Source organism: Hydrogenophaga sp. 2FB, assembly GCF_005503365.1.
GTDB lineage: Bacteria > Pseudomonadota > Gammaproteobacteria > Burkholderiales > Burkholderiaceae_C > Hydrogenophaga.
On sequence record NZ_SCML01000032.1, the window covers coordinates 51,878 to 71,194 of the forward strand.

General features: G+C 68.8%; 18 protein-coding genes. 11 read left to right on the forward strand and 7 right to left on the reverse strand.

The window, feature by feature from the left end; genetic code table 11:
• Positions 1 to 35 precede the first annotated feature (35 nt).
• The 7 genes from FFS09_RS18705 to FFS09_RS18735 are packed head-to-tail and all read left to right on the forward strand — an operon-like array spanning position 36 to position 5,217.
• Positions 36 to 368, forward strand: a complete 333-nt coding sequence (locus FFS09_RS18705) for a hypothetical protein (RefSeq protein WP_137920407.1) — start codon at positions 36 to 38, stop codon at positions 366 to 368.
• 24 nt (positions 369 to 392) lie between these two features.
• Positions 393 to 1,469, forward strand: coding sequence for a hemin-degrading factor (locus FFS09_RS18710; RefSeq protein ID WP_137920408.1), 1,077 nt, complete (start codon positions 393 to 395; stop codon positions 1,467 to 1,469).
• Complete coding sequence (locus tag FFS09_RS18715) at positions 1,466 to 1,876, forward strand: VOC family protein (protein ID WP_137920409.1); 411 nt, start codon at positions 1,466 to 1,468, stop codon at positions 1,874 to 1,876. The genes FFS09_RS18710 and FFS09_RS18715 overlap by 4 nt, the downstream gene beginning before the upstream one ends.
• Positions 1,873 to 2,757, forward strand: coding sequence for a heme/hemin ABC transporter substrate-binding protein (locus FFS09_RS18720; protein WP_137920410.1), 885 nt, complete (start codon positions 1,873 to 1,875; stop codon positions 2,755 to 2,757). Before FFS09_RS18715 ends, FFS09_RS18720 begins: the two co-directional genes overlap by 4 nt.
• The gene (locus FFS09_RS18725; protein WP_137920411.1) at positions 2,754 to 3,833 is read left to right on the forward strand and encodes a FecCD family ABC transporter permease; all 1,080 of its coding nucleotides are present in this window, start codon (positions 2,754 to 2,756) and stop codon (positions 3,831 to 3,833) included. Before FFS09_RS18720 ends, FFS09_RS18725 begins: the two co-directional genes overlap by 4 nt.
• Complete coding sequence (locus tag FFS09_RS18730) at positions 3,830 to 4,786, forward strand: heme ABC transporter ATP-binding protein (protein ID WP_354595883.1); 957 nt, start codon at positions 3,830 to 3,832, stop codon at positions 4,784 to 4,786. The genes FFS09_RS18725 and FFS09_RS18730 overlap by 4 nt, the downstream gene beginning before the upstream one ends.
• Positions 4,783 to 5,217, forward strand: coding sequence for a hypothetical protein (locus FFS09_RS18735; protein WP_137920412.1), 435 nt, complete (start codon positions 4,783 to 4,785; stop codon positions 5,215 to 5,217). The genes FFS09_RS18730 and FFS09_RS18735 overlap by 4 nt, the downstream gene beginning before the upstream one ends.
• A gap of 10 nt (positions 5,218 to 5,227) precedes the next feature.
• Here the strand turns inward: FFS09_RS18735 and FFS09_RS18740 are convergent, their stop codons facing one another.
• The 6 genes from FFS09_RS18740 to FFS09_RS18765 all read right to left on the reverse strand — a co-directional run bounded on the left by FFS09_RS18740 (position 5,228) and on the right by FFS09_RS18765 (position 12,357).
• Positions 5,228 to 6,325, reverse strand: a complete 1,098-nt coding sequence (locus FFS09_RS18740; RefSeq protein WP_137920413.1) for a DUF1513 domain-containing protein — start codon at positions 6,323 to 6,325, stop codon at positions 5,228 to 5,230.
• 3 nt (positions 6,326 to 6,328) lie between these two features.
• On the reverse strand, positions 6,329 to 7,408 hold the full coding sequence (locus tag FFS09_RS18745; protein WP_137920414.1) for an imelysin family protein: 1,080 nt from the start codon (positions 7,406 to 7,408) through the stop codon (positions 6,329 to 6,331).
• Positions 7,405 to 8,898 carry a di-heme oxidoreductase family protein gene (locus tag FFS09_RS18750; protein ID WP_137920415.1) on the reverse strand — a complete coding sequence of 498 codons (1,494 nt, stop codon included), beginning with the start codon at positions 8,896 to 8,898 and terminating at the stop codon, positions 7,405 to 7,407. The genes FFS09_RS18745 and FFS09_RS18750 overlap by 4 nt, the downstream gene beginning before the upstream one ends.
• A 10-nt stretch (positions 8,899 to 8,908) precedes the next feature.
• A complete protein-coding gene (locus FFS09_RS18755) occupies positions 8,909 to 10,093 on the reverse strand; it encodes an imelysin family protein (protein WP_137920416.1) in 1,185 nt (394 codons plus the stop codon).
• A 128-nt stretch (positions 10,094 to 10,221) separates the two neighbouring features.
• Positions 10,222 to 11,619, reverse strand: a complete 1,398-nt coding sequence (locus FFS09_RS18760; protein WP_137920417.1) for an aminopeptidase P N-terminal domain-containing protein — start codon at positions 11,617 to 11,619, stop codon at positions 10,222 to 10,224.
• A 42-nt stretch (positions 11,620 to 11,661) separates the two neighbouring features.
• Positions 11,662 to 12,357, reverse strand: a complete 696-nt coding sequence (locus FFS09_RS18765; protein ID WP_137920430.1) for a nucleotidyltransferase family protein — start codon at positions 12,355 to 12,357, stop codon at positions 11,662 to 11,664.
• 216 nt (positions 12,358 to 12,573) lie between these two features.
• Between FFS09_RS18765 and tkt the strand changes: the two genes are divergently transcribed.
• The 4 genes from tkt (at position 12,574) to FFS09_RS18785 (ending at position 18,732) form a co-directional block, all read left to right on the forward strand.
• Positions 12,574 to 14,655: a transketolase gene (tkt, locus tag FFS09_RS18770; protein ID WP_137920418.1), complete on the forward strand. Its 2,082-nt coding sequence runs from the start codon at positions 12,574 to 12,576 to the stop codon at positions 14,653 to 14,655.
• A 42-nt stretch (positions 14,656 to 14,697) separates the two neighbouring features.
• Complete coding sequence (gene gap / locus FFS09_RS18775; RefSeq protein ID WP_137920419.1) at positions 14,698 to 15,696, forward strand: type I glyceraldehyde-3-phosphate dehydrogenase; 999 nt, start codon at positions 14,698 to 14,700, stop codon at positions 15,694 to 15,696.
• 145 nt (positions 15,697 to 15,841) lie between these two features.
• Positions 15,842 to 16,672, forward strand: coding sequence for an alpha/beta hydrolase family protein (locus tag FFS09_RS18780; protein WP_137920420.1), 831 nt, complete (start codon positions 15,842 to 15,844; stop codon positions 16,670 to 16,672).
• Positions 16,673 to 16,797: 125 nt separating this feature from the next.
• A complete protein-coding gene (locus FFS09_RS18785) occupies positions 16,798 to 18,732 on the forward strand; it encodes a S8 family peptidase (protein WP_137920421.1) in 1,935 nt (644 codons plus the stop codon).
• 12 nt (positions 18,733 to 18,744) lie between these two features.
• Here the strand turns inward: FFS09_RS18785 and FFS09_RS30685 are convergent.
• Positions 18,745 to 19,317: SPOR domain-containing protein (locus FFS09_RS30685; RefSeq protein ID WP_171020094.1), on the reverse strand; the 573-nt coding region annotated here is incomplete at its 5' end.

Here is a 19,317-nt window from a genome sequence, read left to right on the forward strand (position 1 = left end):
CTTTTCAGACAGCCACTTCACAGGAGCCACACGCCATGCCCGCCGCCACACACGACGCCCGCTTCGACACCCAGGACGAGGAGTACACGCTGCCCAGCATGGAGGCCCTGCTGGCCGGCACGCTCGCGCTCATGACCGGCTACGCGCAGAGCGCGCGCGATTGCCCGCACAGAGCGCTCATGGCGCGCAAGCTGGTCTCCAACCTGCTCTACCTGTCGGCGCACCCGCAGCTCTCGCCGCCCATGCAGATCATGGTGGCGAACCTGCGCACGCGCTGGCAGCTGGAGCTGGAAAACACCGCCGAGGCCGCCGCCGCACAACGTCGACCCACGCCCCTGTGGCACCCCATTCCCACCAGCGTGCAGTGACGCGCCCACCGCCAGGAGAAAACCATGAACACCCACGACATCCGAACCGCTTTCCAGGCCGCACGCGCCAGCGGTCTGCGCGCCAAGGAAGCCGCCGAAGCGATCGGTCTGAGCGAGGGCGCTGCCATCGCAGCCCACACCGGCACGCACGACGCACCCTTGCACGCCACGGGGTTGCGCAGCGACTGGTTGGGTTTGCTGCAGGCACTCGAGGTCTTTGGCCCGCTCATGGCGCTCACGCGCAACGAGACCGTGGTGCATGAGAAGACCGGCGTGTACCAGAAGGTCTCGGCCAGTGGCCCCGTTGGACTGGCCTTGGGTGAAGACATCGACCTGCGGCTGTTCTTCGCGCAATGGCACGCCGGCTTCGCGGTGGCCGAGGCCTTGAAGTCGCGACCCGGCATGGGCCCGCCGAGCCTGCAGTTCTTCGACCGACATGGCGTGGCGGTGCACAAGATCTATGTCCGCGAACAGACCGACCTGAATGCGTGGCAAGCCCTGATCGAGCAGCACACCGACACGCAACCCGCGCTTGAGTTCGTCACACGGACCGAGCCGACGGTACCCGCACCGCAACCCGCACCCGATGTCGCCGCCTTCAGCGCCGCGTGGGGCGCGATGGCCGACACGCACCAGTTCTTTGGCCTGCTCAAGCAGTTCGGGCTCGAACGCCAGCACAGTTTTCGCCTGGTCGAGGGCCGCTTCACGCACCGCGTGGAGAAGGCGGCGCTGCGCGAGCTGCTGATGGAAGCGGCCTTCGATGGCACGCCCATCATGGTCTTCGTCGGCAGCCCGGGCTGCATCCAGATCCACACCGGCCCGGTCCAGCGCATCGAGCCGATGGAGAACCACGGCAAGACCTGGCTCAACGTGCTCGACCCGGGTTTCAACTTGCACCTGCGCGAAGACCTGATCGAACAAGTGTGGGTGGTCGAGAAACCCACCGCCGATGGCGTGGTGACGTCGGTCGAGGCGTTCGATGATCGCGGCGAACTGATGGCCATGTTCTTCGGCGCGCGCAAGCCGGGTCAGAACGAACTGCCCGCGTGGCGCCAGATCGTCGCGCACCTGCAGCAACCCCGCGTGGCGGCCGCGGCATGAGCGCCGGCACCGCCACCGCGCTGCGCGCGGTTGAACTGAAGGCCTTCGTGCCCGCGAAAGATTTCGAACTGTCCAAGCGCTTCTATGCCGAACTGGGCTTCACCCAGCGTTCCGAAGGCGGCGGCGTGGCGTACTTCTGCGTCGACAGCAGTGCCTTCCTGCTGCAGGACTTCTACGAGGCCGCACTCGCCGAGAACCTCGCCATGCACCTGCTGGTGCCGGACGTGCAGGCCTGGCGCGCGCACGTCGACGCGCGGGACATCGCCGGCCGCTACGGCGTGCGCATCACGCCGGTGAAGGCGCAGCCCTGGGGCATCACCGAGTTCGTGGTGATCGACCCTTCGGGCGTGTGCTGGCACATCGGGCAGAACACGCCCGGCTTCGAACCCGTGGGGCGCTTGCCATGACCGTGCCATCCTGTCTCACTCGCCGGCGCGCGCTGCAAGGGCTCTCGGCCATGGCCGTGGCGGGGTCGCCGCTGGTTCTGATGGCCGCCACCGGCGCGCCGCGCCTGATCACCGTGGGCGGCGGCATCACCGAGGTGGTGTACGCGCTCGGCGCGCAAGACCAGCTCGTGGGCACCGACACCACCAGCCTCTATCCCGCCGCTGCGCTGGCCACGCCCAAGGTGGGCTACATGCGCCAGCTCTCCGCCGAAGGCCTGCTGGCGTTGCGGCCCGATGCCTTGATCGCCGGCACCGACGCCGGCCCGCCGGTGGTGCTCGACCAGTTGCGCAGTGCCGGTGTGCGCGTGGAACTTATCCACGCCGACCACAGTTGGGACGAGGTGCGCCGCAAGGTGGCGGCCGTGGGGCGCGCCGCGAGCCGCGAAGCCGCCGCGCGCGAACTGCAAGCGCGGCTCGACGCGCGCTGGCAGGCGGTGGGCGCGCGCGTGCATTCGGCGAAAGGCCCCGGGCCGAAGATCCTGTTCGTGCTCTCGCACAGCGCAAGCCCCATGGTGTCGGGCGAGCAGACGGCGGCCGATGCGATGATCCGTTTCATCGGCGCGCGCAACGCGCTCAGCGGCTTCAAGGGTTACCGGCCCATGACCGCCGAAGCCATGGCGCAAGCGGCGCCCGACATCGTCCTGACCACGACCCAGGGCATCGATGCCATCGGCGGCGAGGCGACATTCTGGCTACGCCCCGAACTCGCGTTGACACCCGCGCACGCGCGCCGCGCTTCGACCAACGCACTGGTGCACCTGGACGCGTTGGAACTGCTCGGCTTCGGCCCGCGCCTGCCCGACGTGGTCGAGCGCTTGCACAACCGCGTGGTGCGTGCGTGAGCACCACGGCGCTGCCCCTGTGGCGCAGGTCGCTCGCGCCACGCCGCCTCCCGGGCCCCGCCTTGCTGTGGTCGCTCGGTGCGCTGCTGCTGGTCACGCTGCTGTGGGCCGCGGGCCAGGGCGCGTACAGCCTGCCCCTGCATGAGCTGCCGGGCGTGCTGCTGGGTGCGCTCACTGGCAACAGCAACGGCAGCGGCGCCGAGCTCGTGTTCTTCAACATCCGCTTGCCGCGCCTGGTGCTGGGGCTGGTGGCCGGCGCGGGTCTGGGCATGGCCGGCGCGCTCATGCAGGGCCTGTTCCGCAACCCGCTGGCCGACCCCGGGCTGATCGGGGTGAGCAGCGGCGCAGCGCTCGCCGCGGGCTTCACCATCGTCATGGGCAACGCCTGGTTCCCCGACATGCCGCGCTCGCTCGGCAGCTGGACGCTGGTGCTCATGGCCTTTGGCGGTGGCCTCGCGGTCACGGTGCTGATCTACCTGCTCTCGCGCGGCGAGGGCGGCACCCGCGTGGGACTGATGCTGCTGGCCGGGATCGCGGTCAACGCCCTGGCCGGTGCCGGCCTGGGCTTGCTGAATTTTTTGGCCACCGACGAACAACTGCGCAACCTGCAGTTCTGGTTGCTCGGCAGCCTGGGCGGCGCGCGCTGGAGCGCGGTGGCCTTGGTTGGTGCCATCACGCTGATCGCGGGTGCGGTGGGTTTGCGCCTGGCGCGCCCGCTCAACGCGCTCGCGCTCGGCGAAGCGCAGGCCGTGCTGCTCGGGGTGTCGATCGAACGCGTGAAGCAGATCGCCATCGTGGCCACGGCGTTGGCCGTGGGTGCGGTCACGGCCACCACCGGCATCATCGGGTTCATCGGCCTGGTCGCGCCGCACATGGTGCGCCTGGTGGCCGGGCCCGATCACCGCTGGGTGCTGCCCGGCTCCGCACTGCTCGGTGCTGTGCTCGTGCTGCTGGCGGACGCGGTCGCGCGCACCATCCTGCAACCCGCCGAGCTGCCACTGGGCGTGCTCACGGCGGTGGTGGGCGTGCCGTTCTTTTTGCTGTTGCTGCGCAGCGCACACGGGAGGCGCTTGTGAACGCGCGCCGCTTCGACGCCGACTGGCGCAGCGCGTGTTGCGAAATGCCCGGTGGTGAAAGTCCGCACTGGTTTGACAGCGGCGTCGAAGCCGATGACCACGTGTTCGACACGCCGACGCTGACCGAGGGCGAAGGCCTTTGCGCGCGAGGCGTGGGCGTGCGCGTCGGCACCAGCACGCTGCTGCAGGGCGTGGACCTGCAACTCGCGCCCGGCGAGGTCGGTGCCATTCTCGGTCCCAATGGCGCGGGCAAGTCCACGCTGCTCTCGGTGCTCGCAGGCCTGCGCGCGCCCGACAGCGGCCGCGTGACGCTCAACGGCCAGGCCGTCTCGCCCGCGCAGGTGCACCAGCTCGCGCGCCACCGCGCGGTGTTGCCGCAGGAGACCGCGGTGGCGTTCGACTTTCGCGTGCAGGAGGTGGTGGAACTCGGGCGCTACCCGCACCACCTGCAGCCCTCACCGAACGAGGCCGCGATCGTGCGGGCGGCGATGCAGGCCACCGGTGTGGCGCACATGGCGCAGCGCGCCATCGCCAGCCTGAGCGGCGGTGAGCGCGCACGCGCGCAACTGGCGCGTGTGATGGCGCAGATCTGGGAGCCCAGCGCCGATGGTGCGCCGCGCTGGTTGTTGCTCGACGAACCCACCGCCGCCCTCGACCTGCGCCACCAGCACGACACGCTGAGCACCGTGCAACGCTGGGCGCGCGAGCAGGGCGTGGGTGTGCTCGCGGTGCTGCACGACCCCAACCTCGCGCTGCGCTATGCCGATCGCGTGTGGGTGCTCGACGGTGGCGCATTGCGCGCCAGCGGCCACCCGGTGCGCGTGCTGCAACCCGCGCTGGTGCAGGGCGTGTGGCAGGTGCAGGCCAGCACCGCGCGCGCGGCCGACGGCGTGCCGCAATTGCTCATCGCGGCCGGCGGTCCGCCCTTGCCAGGGAAGGACCACAACGCATGACATACACCACCACCACGCTGCGCATCGCGCGGCACGACAGCATGGCCGCGCGCGAGATCGCCATCGAACATGCCGTGCTCACGCGCCAGCTCGCCAGTGCGCAACGCCGCCTGAGCGAACAGGTGCAGGCCTGCACGCAGCGCATGGACGCACTCGAGAGGGAGGTGGTGCAGCTGCGCGCGCAGCTCGTCATGGCGCGCAGCTGCATGCTCTGGGGCCTGAACACGGCCGGCGTGATGCGTCCCCTGGCGCGCCGCGCCCGCGTGGCGAGTGCCGCTGCCGAGGCCGTCGCGATGGCCGAGGCCAGCAATGTCATCTGCCAGACCGGCTGCGTCGGCCACGCCCATCCCTGGCTGGAGGCCGATGGCCAGTGCCGCCGGACGGGCGCTTCGTGCGCGCACGTGTCAGGTCACGCCGAGGACGCCGCGTGATGCGCAGGCGTTACATCACCGCCCAGTGGTTGTCGATCTGCAGTTGTTCGGTCCGTGCGGTGGCCTTGGCATCGATGCCTTCGGGCGCACACCACACGCCGTCGGCGCCGCTGGCCCACCAGTGACCTTGCGCGGTGGCCAGCGCATAGGCCTCGCGGTGCGCCACGTTCTGCGACCAGCGCGCATCGGCGCCGAACAGGGCCAGCGAATTCGCGCGTGGACAGCTCACCACGAAGCCGCCTTGCGGCAGCGCGCAGATGTCGCCGCCATAGCCTTGCACGGCGGGCTGCGCCACCGAGGCCTGCAGGCGCTGGCCGTTCCATGCGGCGAACACCGGCGCGCGCTGCTTGGCATCGGCGTCCGGGTGTTCGGCCTGCAGCGCGATGCCCACGGTCGATGACGCCGGGTCCCAGGCCAGGTGGCGGATGCTGAGAAACGGGTCTTCGAGGCGCCATTGGCCGAGCAGCCTGCCATCGCGCGGGTCCAGCGCGACGAGGGAGGCGTCCATGCGGTCCAACTGGCGCTTGCTGCGGCCGGTCTCGGGCAGCGTGGGAATGCCGCCGTTGGCCACGATCAGGCTGCCCGCCGGGATCTCGCCCACGCGCTGTGGCAGCACGATGAGTTCGTGCGGGTCCATGCCGTGGGTGGCCCACTCGGCGGTCTTTTCCAACGTCTTGGCATCGCGCACACCCAGGCGGCCTTGCGCGTTGTCCAGGTTGGTTTCGGTGGTCCACAGCGTCTGTCCGTCGGCGCTGGCGATGGCGTGGCCATTGAAGCGGCGGTCGTCCTCGATCCAGTGCCATTGCGTGCGTCCGCTCACCGGGTGCCAGCGCAGCAACCAGTCGCCCGGGCGGCGCGCGGCGGCGAGCACGCTGCCACCGGCTTCGAGCAACAGCCCATGCGCGCGCGTGGGCACGGCGAGCGAGCGCTGCACCGACCAACGCGCGCCGTCCACGCCGATCACGCCGATGCGGTGTTCGTCCGATGTCTGCCAGGCCGAGAGCAGGCGCGTTGGACGCGCGGGCGTCGCGGCCCAGGCCGGCGCGAGGCCCATTGCGGCAGCGGCCAGCAACCATTGCCGGCGCGAAAGGAGCGCGGGGGGGCTCATCACTCAATCTCCATCGGCGTCGGAGAAGCCCAGGGGCACGTCCAGCGCGGCGGCGACCTCGTTCTGGAACAGCACGGTCACGGCCTTCATCGACTTCGTCAGCGCCAGCAATTCGCGTTCGCTCGAGCGCGGCGTGAGCTTCTCCATGCCGGCATTCACCTGGTCCAGCGCCTGGCCCCATTTCTGTGCCAGCGCCAGTTGCCCCCGTCCCATGAGCAAGGCTTCCATCGGCACCAGCGCCTGGCCCGCGGCGGGCGGCTGCGCGCCGGCCGGCAGGCGGCCTTGCGTGCGCAGGCTCTGCCATTGCGCGCGCCAGTCGCGCAGGTTGCTGTCGCGGTCCAGTCTTGCGTAAGGCACTGGCGTGCCCTTGGCCGCGTTGCCTGTGGTCTGATGGCTGGTGATCGGTTTTTCGATGTGCGCCCAACGCAGCCGCTCCAGACCGGCGAGCCATTGGTTGACCCACTCCGCGAGCGAGGCGGTGGTGACCTCGGGTTCGTCTTCCCACTCCTTCGTCGCCCACTGGCCCAGCTCGTTCTGCAGCTCGCGCGCTTCGGCGGCGATGCCCTGTGCGATCAGCCCGCCGTAGCGGCACGCTTCGGGCGAAGGCGCCTTTCTGGACCATTGCTGCAGCAGCAACTCCAGCGCCGGAAATCCTTTGGCCGGCGTGCCCACGCGGTCCATATCGGCCAGCGTGGCGGGGGCTTTGTCCATCGAGCGGCGCAGCAGGTCCGGGCGCGTGGGCCAGAAGTCGATCTGGCGTTGCGAGCGCCGCGTTACCAGCGGGCCGACCGCGGGGGTGGAGAGGGTTTCCCAACTCACCAGCGTGCTCTGCCATTGCGTTTGCAGCGCGGGCAGCGTGGCTTGTCCCTGGCAGTACTGTTGGGCGGTGCCCACGAGGCGGTCGGCCTCGCTCTGGAACGCCTTGGCCAGCGGGGGCAGGTGGTGCGTGTACAGGCCTTGCAGGGCCTGCTCGGCCGAGTAGTACGGCGCGGCGACGATGGGTGCCGCCACGGTTTGTGCGGAGGCGATGCCGCTGGCGGTCAGGGCCCATGCGAGGGCGCAACGGGTCAGGGTGAGGTTCATAGCGTTTCCACAAAAAGCACCAGCGCCTGTCGGTCGCGGCGGTTCATCTTGAGCACCTGCTCCTTGGCGGCCTGGGCTTCGCCACCATGCCAGAGGATGGCTTCGAGCACGCCGTTGGCGCGGCCGTCGTGCATCAGGCGGGTGTGGCCGTTGACGTCCTTGATCAGGCCGATGCCCCACAGCGGTGGTGTTTTCCACTGGGTGCCATTGGCGAGAAAGTCGGGGCGGCCATCGGCCAGGTCGGGGCCCATGTCGTGCAGCAGCAGGTCGGTGTAGGGCCAGATGCGCTGGCCTTTGAGCGCCGGGCTGGTGAGCTTGGGGAACGGGCCCTCGGCGGTCACGTAGCTCGGGCGGTGGCAGGCCGCGCACTGGGCCTGCGCAAACAGCGCCTGGCCGCGCAGCACCTGCGGGTTGTTCACGTTGCGGCGCGCGGCAGGGGCCAGCGTGGCCTGGTAGAAGATCACCTGGCCCAGGGTGTCGTCGTCGATCTCGGGTTGCTGCGCGACCGCTTTGGACGCGGGCACGATGCCCTGGCTGCCGTTGGTCTTGCCGCCACCGTGCGGCGCGGCCAGGCAGTCCTTCTGCGTCGGCGTGCAGGTCTCCAGCGGGTGCACGCTCGAGGTGATGCCCATGTCGCCATGAAAGGCGCCCGCCGTCTGGTGGGCGAGGGTGGCCACGTTGGCTTTCCAGCCGAAGCGGCCCACGCGCTCTTCCTGCGCGAACACGTCCCACACGCGGTTGGGCTGGCCTTTGACGGGGCCGGGCGCGGCCGCCTGATCGCGCGCATTGCGCAGGATCTCGGCTTCGGGGATCGCTTCGATCAGGCCCGCACCGGCGAGCTGTGGCGCAATGCGCGGGCTCACCATCAAGCCCGGCGCGAACGGGCCGTAGGCGAGGTCGGTCAGCTTGTAGAGCGGTTGCTGCAGCGTGTACCGCGTGCCATCGGCGAACCGACCGTGGAGGGGTTTCTGGCGGATCTCCACGCGGCCTTCGGGCTTCACGCCCTGAATGCCCGCGTTGTTGAACTGGTCGCCGTACACCGGGTCGGGCCGCACGCCGGCCTTGGGGTCGGGCGTGCCCGCGACCGACAGGCGCATCAGCAGCGCCACGGTGCCTTCGGGCTCGGGGCCGAGCGTGTTCTTCCACGCCGGCGGTTCGCCGCGGCCGTCCAGCACGTGGCAGCCGGCGCACGAACGCGCGATGAAGTGCGGCCCCAGGCCGTCGCGCGCGGTGGTCGAAGCCGGTGCCTCGACCCAGTTGCGTTTGAAGAACGAATTGCCGATCACGAAGCGCGTGCGCCCCGGATCGTCCAGGTTGGCCAGGGGAAAGGAGAAGGCGTTTTTGCCGGTGGCGTAGACCGTGGTGGCGCCACCGGTTTTCTCACCCAGCGGATCGGGTGCTTCGTCGGCGTGCAGCCACCACGCGCCGCCGCAACCGGCGGTAAGCAACGCGGCAGCGACCAGCCGCCGCGCGGCGGTGAAAGGCTTCATGGTCGTGGGTTCAGGGTTCCACCAGGGTCAACTTGGCGATGCCCACCGCGCTGGCCGATTCCACCAGCAGCTTGGACTGCGCGACCAGGCTGGCGACGGTTTTCTCCACCGCAGGGCGGCCGGCCGCGCCTTTCGCCAGCGCGCGGTCGAACGGTGCGGGAATGGCTTCGGCCCCCGCCACCGACGCCGCGATTTGCGTGGTGGTCTTCTCGGCAAGGTCCGCCTTCTTCGCGGCGACCAGGTCGCGCACGCCCGGGCCTTGCAGCGTGCTGCCGTCGCGCTTCTTGTACTGGCCCAGCCACACGTTCTGGATGCCGGTGGCGTTGGTAACGATGTCGCGGTGCGTGTTGTCGGAGAAGCAAGAGTGTTCGTCTTCCTGGTCCTGCGAGTTCAGCGCCACTTCCATGCGCTCGCCCGACAGTTCACCGCGCGAGAGCGAGCCCAGGCCGACGATGATCTTGCGCACCGACTCCTTGCCGCCCTTCTCGAAGCGCGCGCGGTAGTTTTTCTGGCTCGGCGCCCAGGCCTTGACGAGGAAGTTGAGGTCGTCGACCAGCAGCTCCGTGGCCACGGTCAGGAACTGGCGGCGGCGATCGGCGTTGGGCGTCTTGCCGTCGACGTAGTCTTCGAACGAGCGGTTGCCCGGGCCGGTTTCGCTCAGGTCCTGGCCCCACAGCAGGAACTCGATGGCGTGCCAGCCGGAGCTGATGTTTTCCTCGCCGCCGCGTTCGTTGAACTTGGCCAGGTTGGTCTTGGTGATCTTGAACTTGGCGTCGTTGATCAGGCCGGCCTTGGGCTTGCCCTGCACGTAGTCCACATAGGCCTCGTCCAGCGGCCAGGCGTTGATCTGGCCTTCGGGGCCCTTGTCGTCGTCGATCGGGCCGCCGTAGAAGCGGAAGGCCTCGGTCTGGCCATAGAACTCGCGCGCGCCCAGCCATGCTTTGCGCGCGGCGGCCAGGCCGTCGGCCGAGGGCGCGGCCACGAAGGCCTTGATGGCGGTCTGCATTTCTTGCGCGGCGGCCAGGGTGTCGCTGTAGTTGGCGTGCACCAGCGCGGCGTAGTGCGTGGCCACGGTGGCGTAGGTGGCCGCTGCGGGTGCGCTGGCGGCAGCGGGCGCGGCGCCCTGGGCGTGGGCGGGTGCGGACAGCAGGGACAGGGAGGCCGACAGGGCCAGAACGAGCAAGGTGGGTTTCATGGCAGGTAGGACTGGGGAGTGGAGGAATCGGGGCCGGCTCGGGCCGGCCGGGGTCTCAGTGTAAATGAGAATGATTCCCGACCACCATTCCAGACCCTCCCGCCGATGGGTCCATCCCCACGCGGCGATCAGCCGCGCATCAGTGCCTCGATCTCGTCGGCCTTTACCGGCACGTCGCGCGAGATCAGCTCGCAACCGGTCGCGGTGACGATCGCGTCGTCCTCGATGCGGATGCCGATGTTCCAGAACGTCTCGGGCACGCCTTCGCCGGGGCGCACGTACAGACCGGGCTCGATGGTCAGCACCATGCCGGGCCGCAGCACGCGGCTGGGCCGGTCCTTGATGGTTTCGCCGCTGAGCGGGTCCTTGCGTTCGCTCACCGTGCCCAGCTCGGACGGTTCCACATAGCTGCCGCAATCGTGCACGTCCATGCCCAGCCAGTGGCCGGTGCGGTGCATGTAGAAGGGGAAATAACTGCGGTTGGCGATCACGTCCTGCGCGTTGCCGACCTTGTTCCGGTCGAGCAGGCCCACATCCAGCAGGCCTTGCGCCAGCACCGCCACCGTGGCTTCGTGCGGGTCGACGAAGCGCGCGCCGGCCCTGGTGGCGGCCACGGCGGCGTCCTGGCTGGCCAGCACCAGGTCGTACAGCGTGCGCTGCGGGCCGGTGAAAACGCCGTTGGCGGGGAAGGTGCGGGTGATGTCGCTGGCGTAGCCGTCGAGTTCGCAGCCCGCGTCGATCAGCACCAGCTCGCCACTGCGAATGGGCGCGGCGTCGGCGCGGTAGTGCAGCACGCAGGCATTGGCGCCCGCGGCGACGATGCTGCCGTAGGCCGGGAATTGCGAGCCGTGCTCGCGGAAGCCGTGCAGCAGCTCGGCGTCCAGGTGGTATTCGCGCACGTCCTGCCCGGCGCGCAGCATGGCCGCGCTGCGCTGCATGGCGCGGATGTGCGCCTTGGCGCTGATCTGCGCGGCGCGGCGCATGGTGGCCTGCTCGTGCGCGTCTTTCACCAGGCGCATTTCGTCGACGATGCCGCACAGGTCGCGCTGCGACTCGGGGCACAGCGCGCCGTAGCGCACGCGGGCGCGCACCGGCTGCAGCCAGCCGTTGATGCGGCTTTCCAGCCCTTCGTGCGTGGCGAAGGGGTACCACACGGTGTGCCGGTTCTCCAGCAGCCTGGGCAGGCGCTGGTTGAGTTCGGCGACGGAAAACGCCTCGCTCACACCCAGGGCCTCGGGCGCGGCCTCGGGACCGAGGCGGATGCCGTCCCAGATCTCGCGCTCCAGGTCCTTGGGTTGGCAGAACAGCGTGGTGTGGCCCTCGGCGGTGATCACCAGCCAGGCGTTGGGCTCGGTGAAACCGGTGAGGTAGTAGAAGTAGCTGTCGTGCCGGTAGATGAAGTCGCTGTCGCGGTTGCGCGGGCGTTCCAGCGCGGTGGGCACGATGGCGATGCTGCCGGCGCCCAGCTGGGCGGCCACGCGGGCGCGGCGATCGGCGTAGAGGGAGGTGTGGGTGGTGGCGTCCATGGGCGCCATTGTGGAGCTTTTGCGCGAGCGTTGCGCGGGGGCTTATTGCAGCTCTGCAAGCCGCTCGGGCGTGCCCACGTCCACCCATGGCCCGTTGTAAAGCTCGGCGCTCACCAGCCCCGCGTCCATGGCGCGGCGCAGCAGCGGTGCCAGCGGCTCGGCCGTGCCTTGCGGGTTGCCCGGGATGATCTCGCACCAGGGCGGCTCGAACAGCTCGCGCCGGTACAGGCCGATGGTGCTGTAGGTGTGCTTCACGTCCGCCTGGCTCAGCGCCAGACCCGCTGGACTCAAGCCGAAGTCGCCGCGCGGGTTGTGCGGCGGGTTGGGCACCAGCCAGATGTGGGCGAGCTGGCCGCTGGCCTGGAAGCGCGCCACGCTGTCGGGCGTGAACGCGAACCCGGGCACGTACACGTCGCCCGCGAGCACCCAGAACACGTCGCCCAGCAGGGGCAGCGCGCGCGCGATGCCGCCGGCGGTCTCCAGTGCGTAGCCGAAGTCCTGGCCCTCGCGCGAGACGGTCACGTTCGTGCCGACGTGTTGGGCCTGCCAGTCGGCGCAGAACGCCTGCAACTGCTCTTCGAGCCAGGCGGTGTTGACCACGAGGCGGGTGAACCCGGCCGCCCGCAGCGATTCCATGGGCCACTGGATCAGCGGCTTGCCGCGCACCGCCAGCAGCGGCTTGGGGGTTTCGTCGGTCAAGGGCCGCATGCGCATGCCGCGGCCGGCGGCGAGGATCATGGCCGGAACAGGGGCCGTGGCGGACGGGTCGGTGGCGAGTCGGGGCATGGGTGGTGTGGGGTGGGCGTGCCGGCACACGGGCCACACGCGTCAGGAATTATGAGCGCGCGCGTGGTTATGGGTTGATTCCAAAGGCTTCAAACGGTCGGGCCGATAAAATCTTGGGTTTTGCGCCGCCGCGCAGTCCCCTTTCCTCCCATACCCCCTGCACTATCCATGTTCGACGCCGCCAGCACCCCCACCAGCACCGCACCCGCCGCTTCGGCCGTCACACCCCAGACCCAGGCCAACGCGATCCGCGCCCTGGCCATGGACGCCGTGCAGGCGGCCAACTCCGGTCACCCTGGCGCGCCCATGGGCATGGCGGACATGGCCGTCGCCCTGTGGGGCCGCCACCTGCGCCACAACCCGACCAACCCGCAGTGGGCCAACCGCGACCGCTTCGTGCTCTCGAACGGCCACGGCTCCATGCTGATCTATTCGCTGCTGCACCTCACCGGCTACAAGCTCCCGATCGGCGAACTCAAGAACTTCCGCCAGCTGCACAGCAAGACCGCCGGCCACCCCGAGACCGGCATCACCCCCGGCGTGGAAACCACCACCGGCCCGCTCGGCCAGGGCATCACCAACGCGGTGGGCATGGCGCTGGCCGAAAAGCTGCTGGCGTCCGAATTCAACCGCGACGGCCACAAGATCGTTGACCACAACACCTACGTGTTCCTGGGCGACGGCTGCCTGATGGAAGGCATCAGCCACGAGGCCGTGGCCCTGGCCGGTGCGTGGAAGCTCAACAAGCTGGTGGCGCTGTACGACGACAACGGCATCTCCATCGACGGCCAGGTGACCCCCTGGTTCATCGACAACACCGCGCTGCGCTTCACCGCCTGCGGCTGGAACGTGATCGGCCCGATCGATGGCCACGATGTGGACGCCGTGGACCGCGCCATCCAGGACGCGAAGAACAACGCCGAGCGCCCCACGCTGGTCATCTGCAAGACGCACATCGGCAAGGGCAGCCCGAACCGCGCCAACACCGCCAAGGCGCACGGCGAGCCGCTGGGTGGCGAAGAAATCCAGCTCACGCGCGAAGCCCTGGGCTGGATGCACAAGCCCTTCGACATTCCGAAGGACGTGTACGCCGCCTGGGACGCGAAGGACGCTGGCAAGGCGGTGGAGGCCGCCTGGAACACCCAGTTCGCCGCCTACAAGGCCGCCTTCCCGGAGCTCGCGAAGGAATTCGTTCGCCGCATGAAGGGCGAACTGCCGAAGAACTTCGCGCAGGTCGCGGTGGACGCTGCCATCGCCGCGCACACCAAGGCCGAAACCGTGGCCAGCCGCAAGGCCAGCCAGCTCGCGCTCGAAACCTTCACCGCCGCATTGCCCGAGTTGCTCGGCGGCAGCGCCGACCTCACCGGCTCCAACCTCACCAACACCAAGTCCACCCCCAGCCTGCGCTTCAACATGGCCGGCGACGTGGTGAAGAACGAACAGGGACAGGGCGGTCGCCACATCAACTACGGTGTGCGCGAATTCGGCATGGCCGCGGTCATGAATGGCGTGGCGCTGCATGGTGGCTTCATCCCCTACGGCGGCACCTTCCTCACCTTCAGCGACTACAGCCGCAACGCCATCCGCATGGCCGCGCTGATGAAGCAGCGCGTGATCCACGTCTTCACGCACGACTCCATCGGCCTCGGTGAAGACGGCCCGACGCACCAGTCCATCGAGCACGCGGCCAGCCTGCGCCTCATCCCCAACCTGGACGTCTGGCGCCCGGCCGATACGGCCGAAACCGCCGTGGCCTGGGCCGTCGCGCTGGAAAACACCAGCCGCCCGACCGCGCTGCTGCTCAGCCGCCAGAACCTGCCCTACGCGCCCAAGAGCGATCTGGGCCACATCAGCCAGGGTGCTTATGTGCTGGCAGAGCCGGCCGAAGTGGGCCTGAAGAAAAAGGCGCAGGCGGTGATCATCGCCACCGGTTCCGAAGTGCAGCTCGCGCTCAAGGCGCAGGAGCTGCTGGCCAAGGAACACAAGATCGCCGTGCGCGTGGTCTCCATGCCCAGCACCACCACCTTTGACCGCCAGACCGCCGCCTACAAGGCCAGCGTGCTGCCCGCTGGCGTGCCGCGCATCGCGGTCGAAATGGGCGTGACCGACGGCTGGTGGAAGTACGGCGTGGCCGCCGTGGTCGGCATCGACACGTACGGCGAATCGGCCCCCGCGCCGGTGCTGTTCAAGCACTTCGGCTTCACCGAACAGAACGTGGCGGACACGGTGCGCGCCGTGCTCGCGAAGTAAGTTTGTTAACCCTTTTTTGAACCTTTCCAGGAGAGACGAGACATGACGATCAAGATCGGCATCAACGGCTTCGGCCGCATCGGCCGCAACGTATTGCGCAGCGCCATCCAGAACTTCAGCGACATCGAAGTCGTGGCCATCAACGACCTGCTCGAGCCCGACTACCTGGCCTACATGCTGCAATACGACAGCGTGCACGGCCGCTTTAAGGGCACGGTCTCGGTCGAGGGCAACACCCTGATCGTCAACGGCAAGAAGATCCGCCTGACGCAAGAGCGCGACCCGGCGAACCTGAAGTGGAACGAGGTCGGCGCCGACGTGGTCATCGAATCCACCGGCCTGTTCCTGGACAAGGTCACCGCGCAGAAGCACCTGGATGCGGGCGCCAAGAAGGTCATCCTGTCCGCGCCTTCCAAGGACGACACCCCCATGTTCGTCTACGGCGTCAACGACAAGACCTACAAGGGCGAGGCCATCATCTCCAACGCCTCGTGCACCACCAACTGCCTGGCGCCGATTGCCAAGGTGCTCAACGACAAGTGGGGCATCAAGCGCGGCCTGATGACGACCGTGCACGCCGCCACCGCGACGCAAAAGACCGTGGACGGCCCGAGCAACAAGGACTGGCGCGGCGGCCGCGGCATCCTGGAAAACATCATCCCCAGCAGCACCGGTGCCGCCAAGGCCGTGGGCGTGGTGATTCCCGAGCTGAACAAGAAGCTCACCGGCATGAGCTTCCGCGTGCCCACCTCCGACGTGTCCGTGGTCGACCTGACCGTGGAACTGAACAAGGACGCCACGTACGAAGAAATCTGCGCCGAAATGAAGGCACAGAGCGAAGGCGCGCTCAAGGGCGTGCTGGGCTACACGACCGACAAGGTCGTGGCCACCGACTTCCGTGGCGACACCCGCACCTCCATCTTCGACGCCGACGCCGGCATCGCGCTGGACAAGACCTTCATCAAGGTCGTGAGCTGGTACGACAACGAGTGGGGCTACTCCAACAAGTGCCTCGAGATGGTTCGCGTTGTTGCCCAATAAGCGCAGCTTTCGCCTTCCTCGAAAAAGCGCCTTCGGGCGCTTTTTTTATGGCCTGGGCGCACCTGCGCGACAGTGGCGGATTGAAAATAGCACGATCGTTCGATTAAATGGGATGGCAGTTTCCAGATCGCCCAGGAGCGCCGCCATGAACACCGCCGACATCGACCCGGACATCCGCATCGAACCCCTCACGCTGACCGCCGCCGATGGCTACGCGCTCGCCGCACGGCGCTACCGCAGTGCCCTGCCGCCGCGCGCCCACCTGGTGGTGGGCGGTGCCACCGCCGTTCCGCAGGGCTTCTACAAACGCTTTGCCGAACACGCGGCGCGGCGTGGCTTCGATGTGCTCACGCTCGACTACCGCGGCATCGGCGAATCGGCCCCGCCCACGCTCAAGGGCTTTCGCATGGACTACCTCGATTGGGGCCGGCTCGATCTGGCCGCCGGTGTAGAAGCCATGCGCCAGGACGGCATGCCGCTGTACCTCGTGGGCCACTCGTATGGCGGTCACGCGCTCGGCCTGCTGCCCCGCCACGACTGGGTCGACGGCGCTTACACCTTTGCCACCGGCGCGGGCTGGCACGGCTGGATGCCCCTGCGGGAGCAGGTGCGTGTGCTGCTGTTGTGGCGCGTGATTGGCCCGGTGTGGACGCGGCAATGGCGCCGGTGGTGCCGCTTCCCGCGCTATTTCTTCGACGATCCGCAGATGCAGGCCACGACCGAGCGCTTCGGCGAGGTGCGCTTTCCCATCGTCGCCGCCAATGCACTGGACGACGCCTGGGCGCCGCCGGCCTCGCGTGACGCTTTCATGGCGGGTTACCGCAACACCTCGGTGCGCGCCGTCACCATCGACCCGCGTGGCCAGGGGCTGGGGCCGATCGGCCACATGGGCTACTTCCGGCCTCAAGCGCTGCCGCTGTGGAACGAAGCGCTCGACTGGTTCGAGGCCCAGAGGTCCGCCGCCACCGGCCGCTGAGCGGACCGACCGTGCAAAGTTGTCGGGATTTCCCAAATCCTTGTTAAGTCCGAGCAATAAAAAAGACGGGCCTGTCAAAATAAGTCGTTACTTCGTTCACCTTTGCTCGCCAGGGAGTTTGGGCCATGCAATCCCCCCGTTCGCGCCGCTGGCTTCCGGCGTCGTTTTTGTGCGCCGCTGCCCTTGTCGGCGTGCTCGCCCCACTGCCAGCGGCAGTGCAGGCACAGGTGTTGGTGGCGAAGGGCGAAGCCACCGGACTGATCATCGGATTGAAGAACTCCCCCACGGCCGACGAAACGCTCATGGGCGCCAGGGTGGCCGGGCGTGAGCGCGCGCAATGGGAAAACGCCGCGCGCCAAGGGCGCGAACGCCTGACCCGCCTGATGAAGAACGCCGGCTTGCCCCAAGGTACCGTGGGCGAAGCCGGCAACGACCAACTGCTGCGTTTCGACCGCCCTTTGCGCGGAGAGGCCCTGGCCAATGCGGTGCGCCGCGCGCGCCTGCACCCCGATGTGGCCTGGGTCGAGCCCGATGTGCTGGTGCCGAGGCTGGCGGTGCCCGACGACCCCGGCTTCGCTCTCCCCACAGGCCAATGGCATTTGCAGGCGCCCGATGTCGGCAACCTCGCCGGCTTGAACCTGCCATCAGCATGGGACGACACCAAGGGAAGCGCTTCGGTGGTGGTGGCGGTCGTGGACAGCGGCATTCGCTTCGACCACCCGGATTTGCCGGTGTTGGGGGCCGGGCGGATGCTGCTCGGCCGTGATCTGGTGAGCGAACTGTCGATTTCCAACGACGGCGACGGCCGTGACGCCGATCCGAGCGATCCGGGCGACGGTGTCAGCGCTTTCGACGCGACCCAACCCGAGTTCGCGGGGTGCAATGCGGCGAACAGCTCCTGGCATGGCACCTTCATTGCCGGGCAAATCGGCGCGGCGACCAACAATGCTTCGGGTGTGTCGGGCCTGAACTGGAATTCGAAGATCTTGCCGGTGCGTGTGTCGGGCAAGTGCGGCGCGCGCCTCTCCGACCTGCTGGACGGACTGCGCTGGGCGGCCGGCCTGCCGGTGTCCGGCCAGCCCACCAACACCAATCCCGCCAAGGTGATCAACCTCAGCTTCGGTGGCGACCGCACCTGCGCGGAATCACCGGGTTACCAGAGCACCATTGACGCGGTCACCTATGCCGGTTCCCTCGTGGTGGTGGCCGCTGGCAACCAGGATCGAGGCCTTACCCGCCCAGCCGATTGCCGCCGTGTGATGACCGTCGCCTCGGTGCGTCGAGACGGTGCCAAGGCCGACTATTCCAACTTTGGCAGCAATGTCGCGCTTGCGGCGCCGGGCGGCTCGGCCGAGGGTGGGGCGAGCACGTACCTGCTGTCGACCAGCAACGCCGGCACGATGGGCCCCGCCGCCCCGGCTTACGAGTACAAGCAAGGCACCAGTTTCGCCGCGCCCCAGGCGGCTGGCGTGGCCAGTCTGATGCTCTCGATCAACCCCTTTTTGAGCCCGCGACAGCTCATTGAGCGCATGAAGGTGGGCGCGCGCGCCCACGTGGCTCTGGGTGGCTTGCCTGCGTGCGGCACGCCGGGGGCGGGCCCATGCAATTGCACGACCGCCACCTGCGGCACGGGCATGCTGGACGCGCACACCTCGGTGCAACTGGCCACCGGCCCCGCCGTGGTGATCAAACCCCTGGGCACGGTCGAGCCGGGCACTGTGATCACGCTCGATGGCAGCCAGAGCGTGGCGATCCCGGGCCGCAGCATCGTCTCCTACCAGTGGGTGCAGGTCAGCGGGCCACCCGTCGCGGTCACAGCGGACCAGACCCCGTCGGCCAAAGCCACGCTGGTGACCGAGGCCACGTATGAGTTCTCGCTCACGATCGTCGACAACCTGGGCCGCAGGGGTGAAGACCGGGTGGTCGGCATCGCCGCCATGCCCGCGCCGCCCGCAGGAGGCGGTGGTGGTGGCGGTTCTACCGGGCAACTCTGGGGCCTGAGCCTGTGGGCCTGGGTGCTGGCGGTGGCGCTTTCGCAGCGCCGACGCCGTCCGCGCTGAAGCTGAGGGCCGTCAGGCGCAGCGGCGCAGCGTTTTGCCCGACATGGCCTTGCCCAACCCGCCCACCGCTGCGCGCTGGGCTTCGGTGATGGCCGGCAAACGCAGCGTGAACGACAGCGACTCGGCACGCTCCTGCGCCACCTTGGCGGTGCGCACGCCACCCTGCTCGACATCGCGCAACGCCTGCTGCGCCGCCGCTTCGGTGGAGTAGGTGCCCAGCGCCAGACCAGGCGCCAGCCCGGGGGCGGTGATTTCGCGGAAGTTCACGCCAATGCCACGCAGCTCATCCTTTTTGCGGTCGACCTGCGCGGCGTTGTCATAGCGGCCCATGTAGACGATCCAGCGAGCGCCGCTGCGGTTCTCGGTGAGCTGCCATTGGCCTGCCGGCAGGCCCAGCAGCGCGAGCTCGGCGCGCAACAGTTCGGCCTGGGGTTCGGTGAAGCCGTTGGCTTGCCAGCACGCGCGGGGTGCTTTGTCGTTCGCGGCCACAGCCGCTGGTGTGGGCGTGGGTGCGGCGATGGGCGCCGCCGCGGGGTTGGGAGTCGGGCTTCCAGGCGCTGCTGGGGTGGGGGCGGGCTCGGCGGC

Excerpts from the sequence above, each read along its gene's own strand:
- FFS09_RS18705 (WP_137920407.1), top strand. The coding sequence starts at position 36 with ATGCCCGCCGCCACACACGACGCCCGCTTCGACACCCAGGACGAGGAG.
- FFS09_RS18710 (WP_137920408.1), top strand. The coding sequence starts at position 393 with ATGAACACCCACGACATCCGAACCGCTTTCCAGGCCGCACGCGCCAGC.
- FFS09_RS18715 (WP_137920409.1), top strand. The coding sequence starts at position 1,466 with ATGAGCGCCGGCACCGCCACCGCGCTGCGCGCGGTTGAACTGAAGGCC.
- FFS09_RS18720 (WP_137920410.1), top strand. The coding sequence starts at position 1,873 with ATGACCGTGCCATCCTGTCTCACTCGCCGGCGCGCGCTGCAAGGGCTC.
- FFS09_RS18735 (WP_137920412.1), top strand. The coding sequence starts at position 4,783 with ATGACATACACCACCACCACGCTGCGCATCGCGCGGCACGACAGCATG.
- FFS09_RS18740 (WP_137920413.1), bottom strand. The coding sequence starts at position 6,325 with ATGAGCCCCCCCGCGCTCCTTTCGCGCCGGCAATGGTTGCTGGCCGCT.
- FFS09_RS18745 (WP_137920414.1), bottom strand. The coding sequence starts at position 7,408 with ATGAACCTCACCCTGACCCGTTGCGCCCTCGCATGGGCCCTGACCGCC.
- FFS09_RS18750 (WP_137920415.1), bottom strand. The coding sequence starts at position 8,898 with ATGAAGCCTTTCACCGCCGCGCGGCGGCTGGTCGCTGCCGCGTTGCTT.
- FFS09_RS18755 (WP_137920416.1), bottom strand. The coding sequence starts at position 10,093 with ATGAAACCCACCTTGCTCGTTCTGGCCCTGTCGGCCTCCCTGTCCCTG.
- FFS09_RS18760 (WP_137920417.1), bottom strand. The coding sequence starts at position 11,619 with ATGGACGCCACCACCCACACCTCCCTCTACGCCGATCGCCGCGCCCGC.
- FFS09_RS18765 (WP_137920430.1), bottom strand. The coding sequence starts at position 12,357 with ATGATCCTCGCCGCCGGCCGCGGCATGCGCATGCGGCCCTTGACCGAC.
- tkt (WP_137920418.1), top strand. The coding sequence starts at position 12,574 with ATGTTCGACGCCGCCAGCACCCCCACCAGCACCGCACCCGCCGCTTCG.
- gap (WP_137920419.1), top strand. The coding sequence starts at position 14,698 with ATGACGATCAAGATCGGCATCAACGGCTTCGGCCGCATCGGCCGCAAC.
- FFS09_RS18780 (WP_137920420.1), top strand. The coding sequence starts at position 15,842 with ATGAACACCGCCGACATCGACCCGGACATCCGCATCGAACCCCTCACG.
- FFS09_RS18785 (WP_137920421.1), top strand. The coding sequence starts at position 16,798 with ATGCAATCCCCCCGTTCGCGCCGCTGGCTTCCGGCGTCGTTTTTGTGC.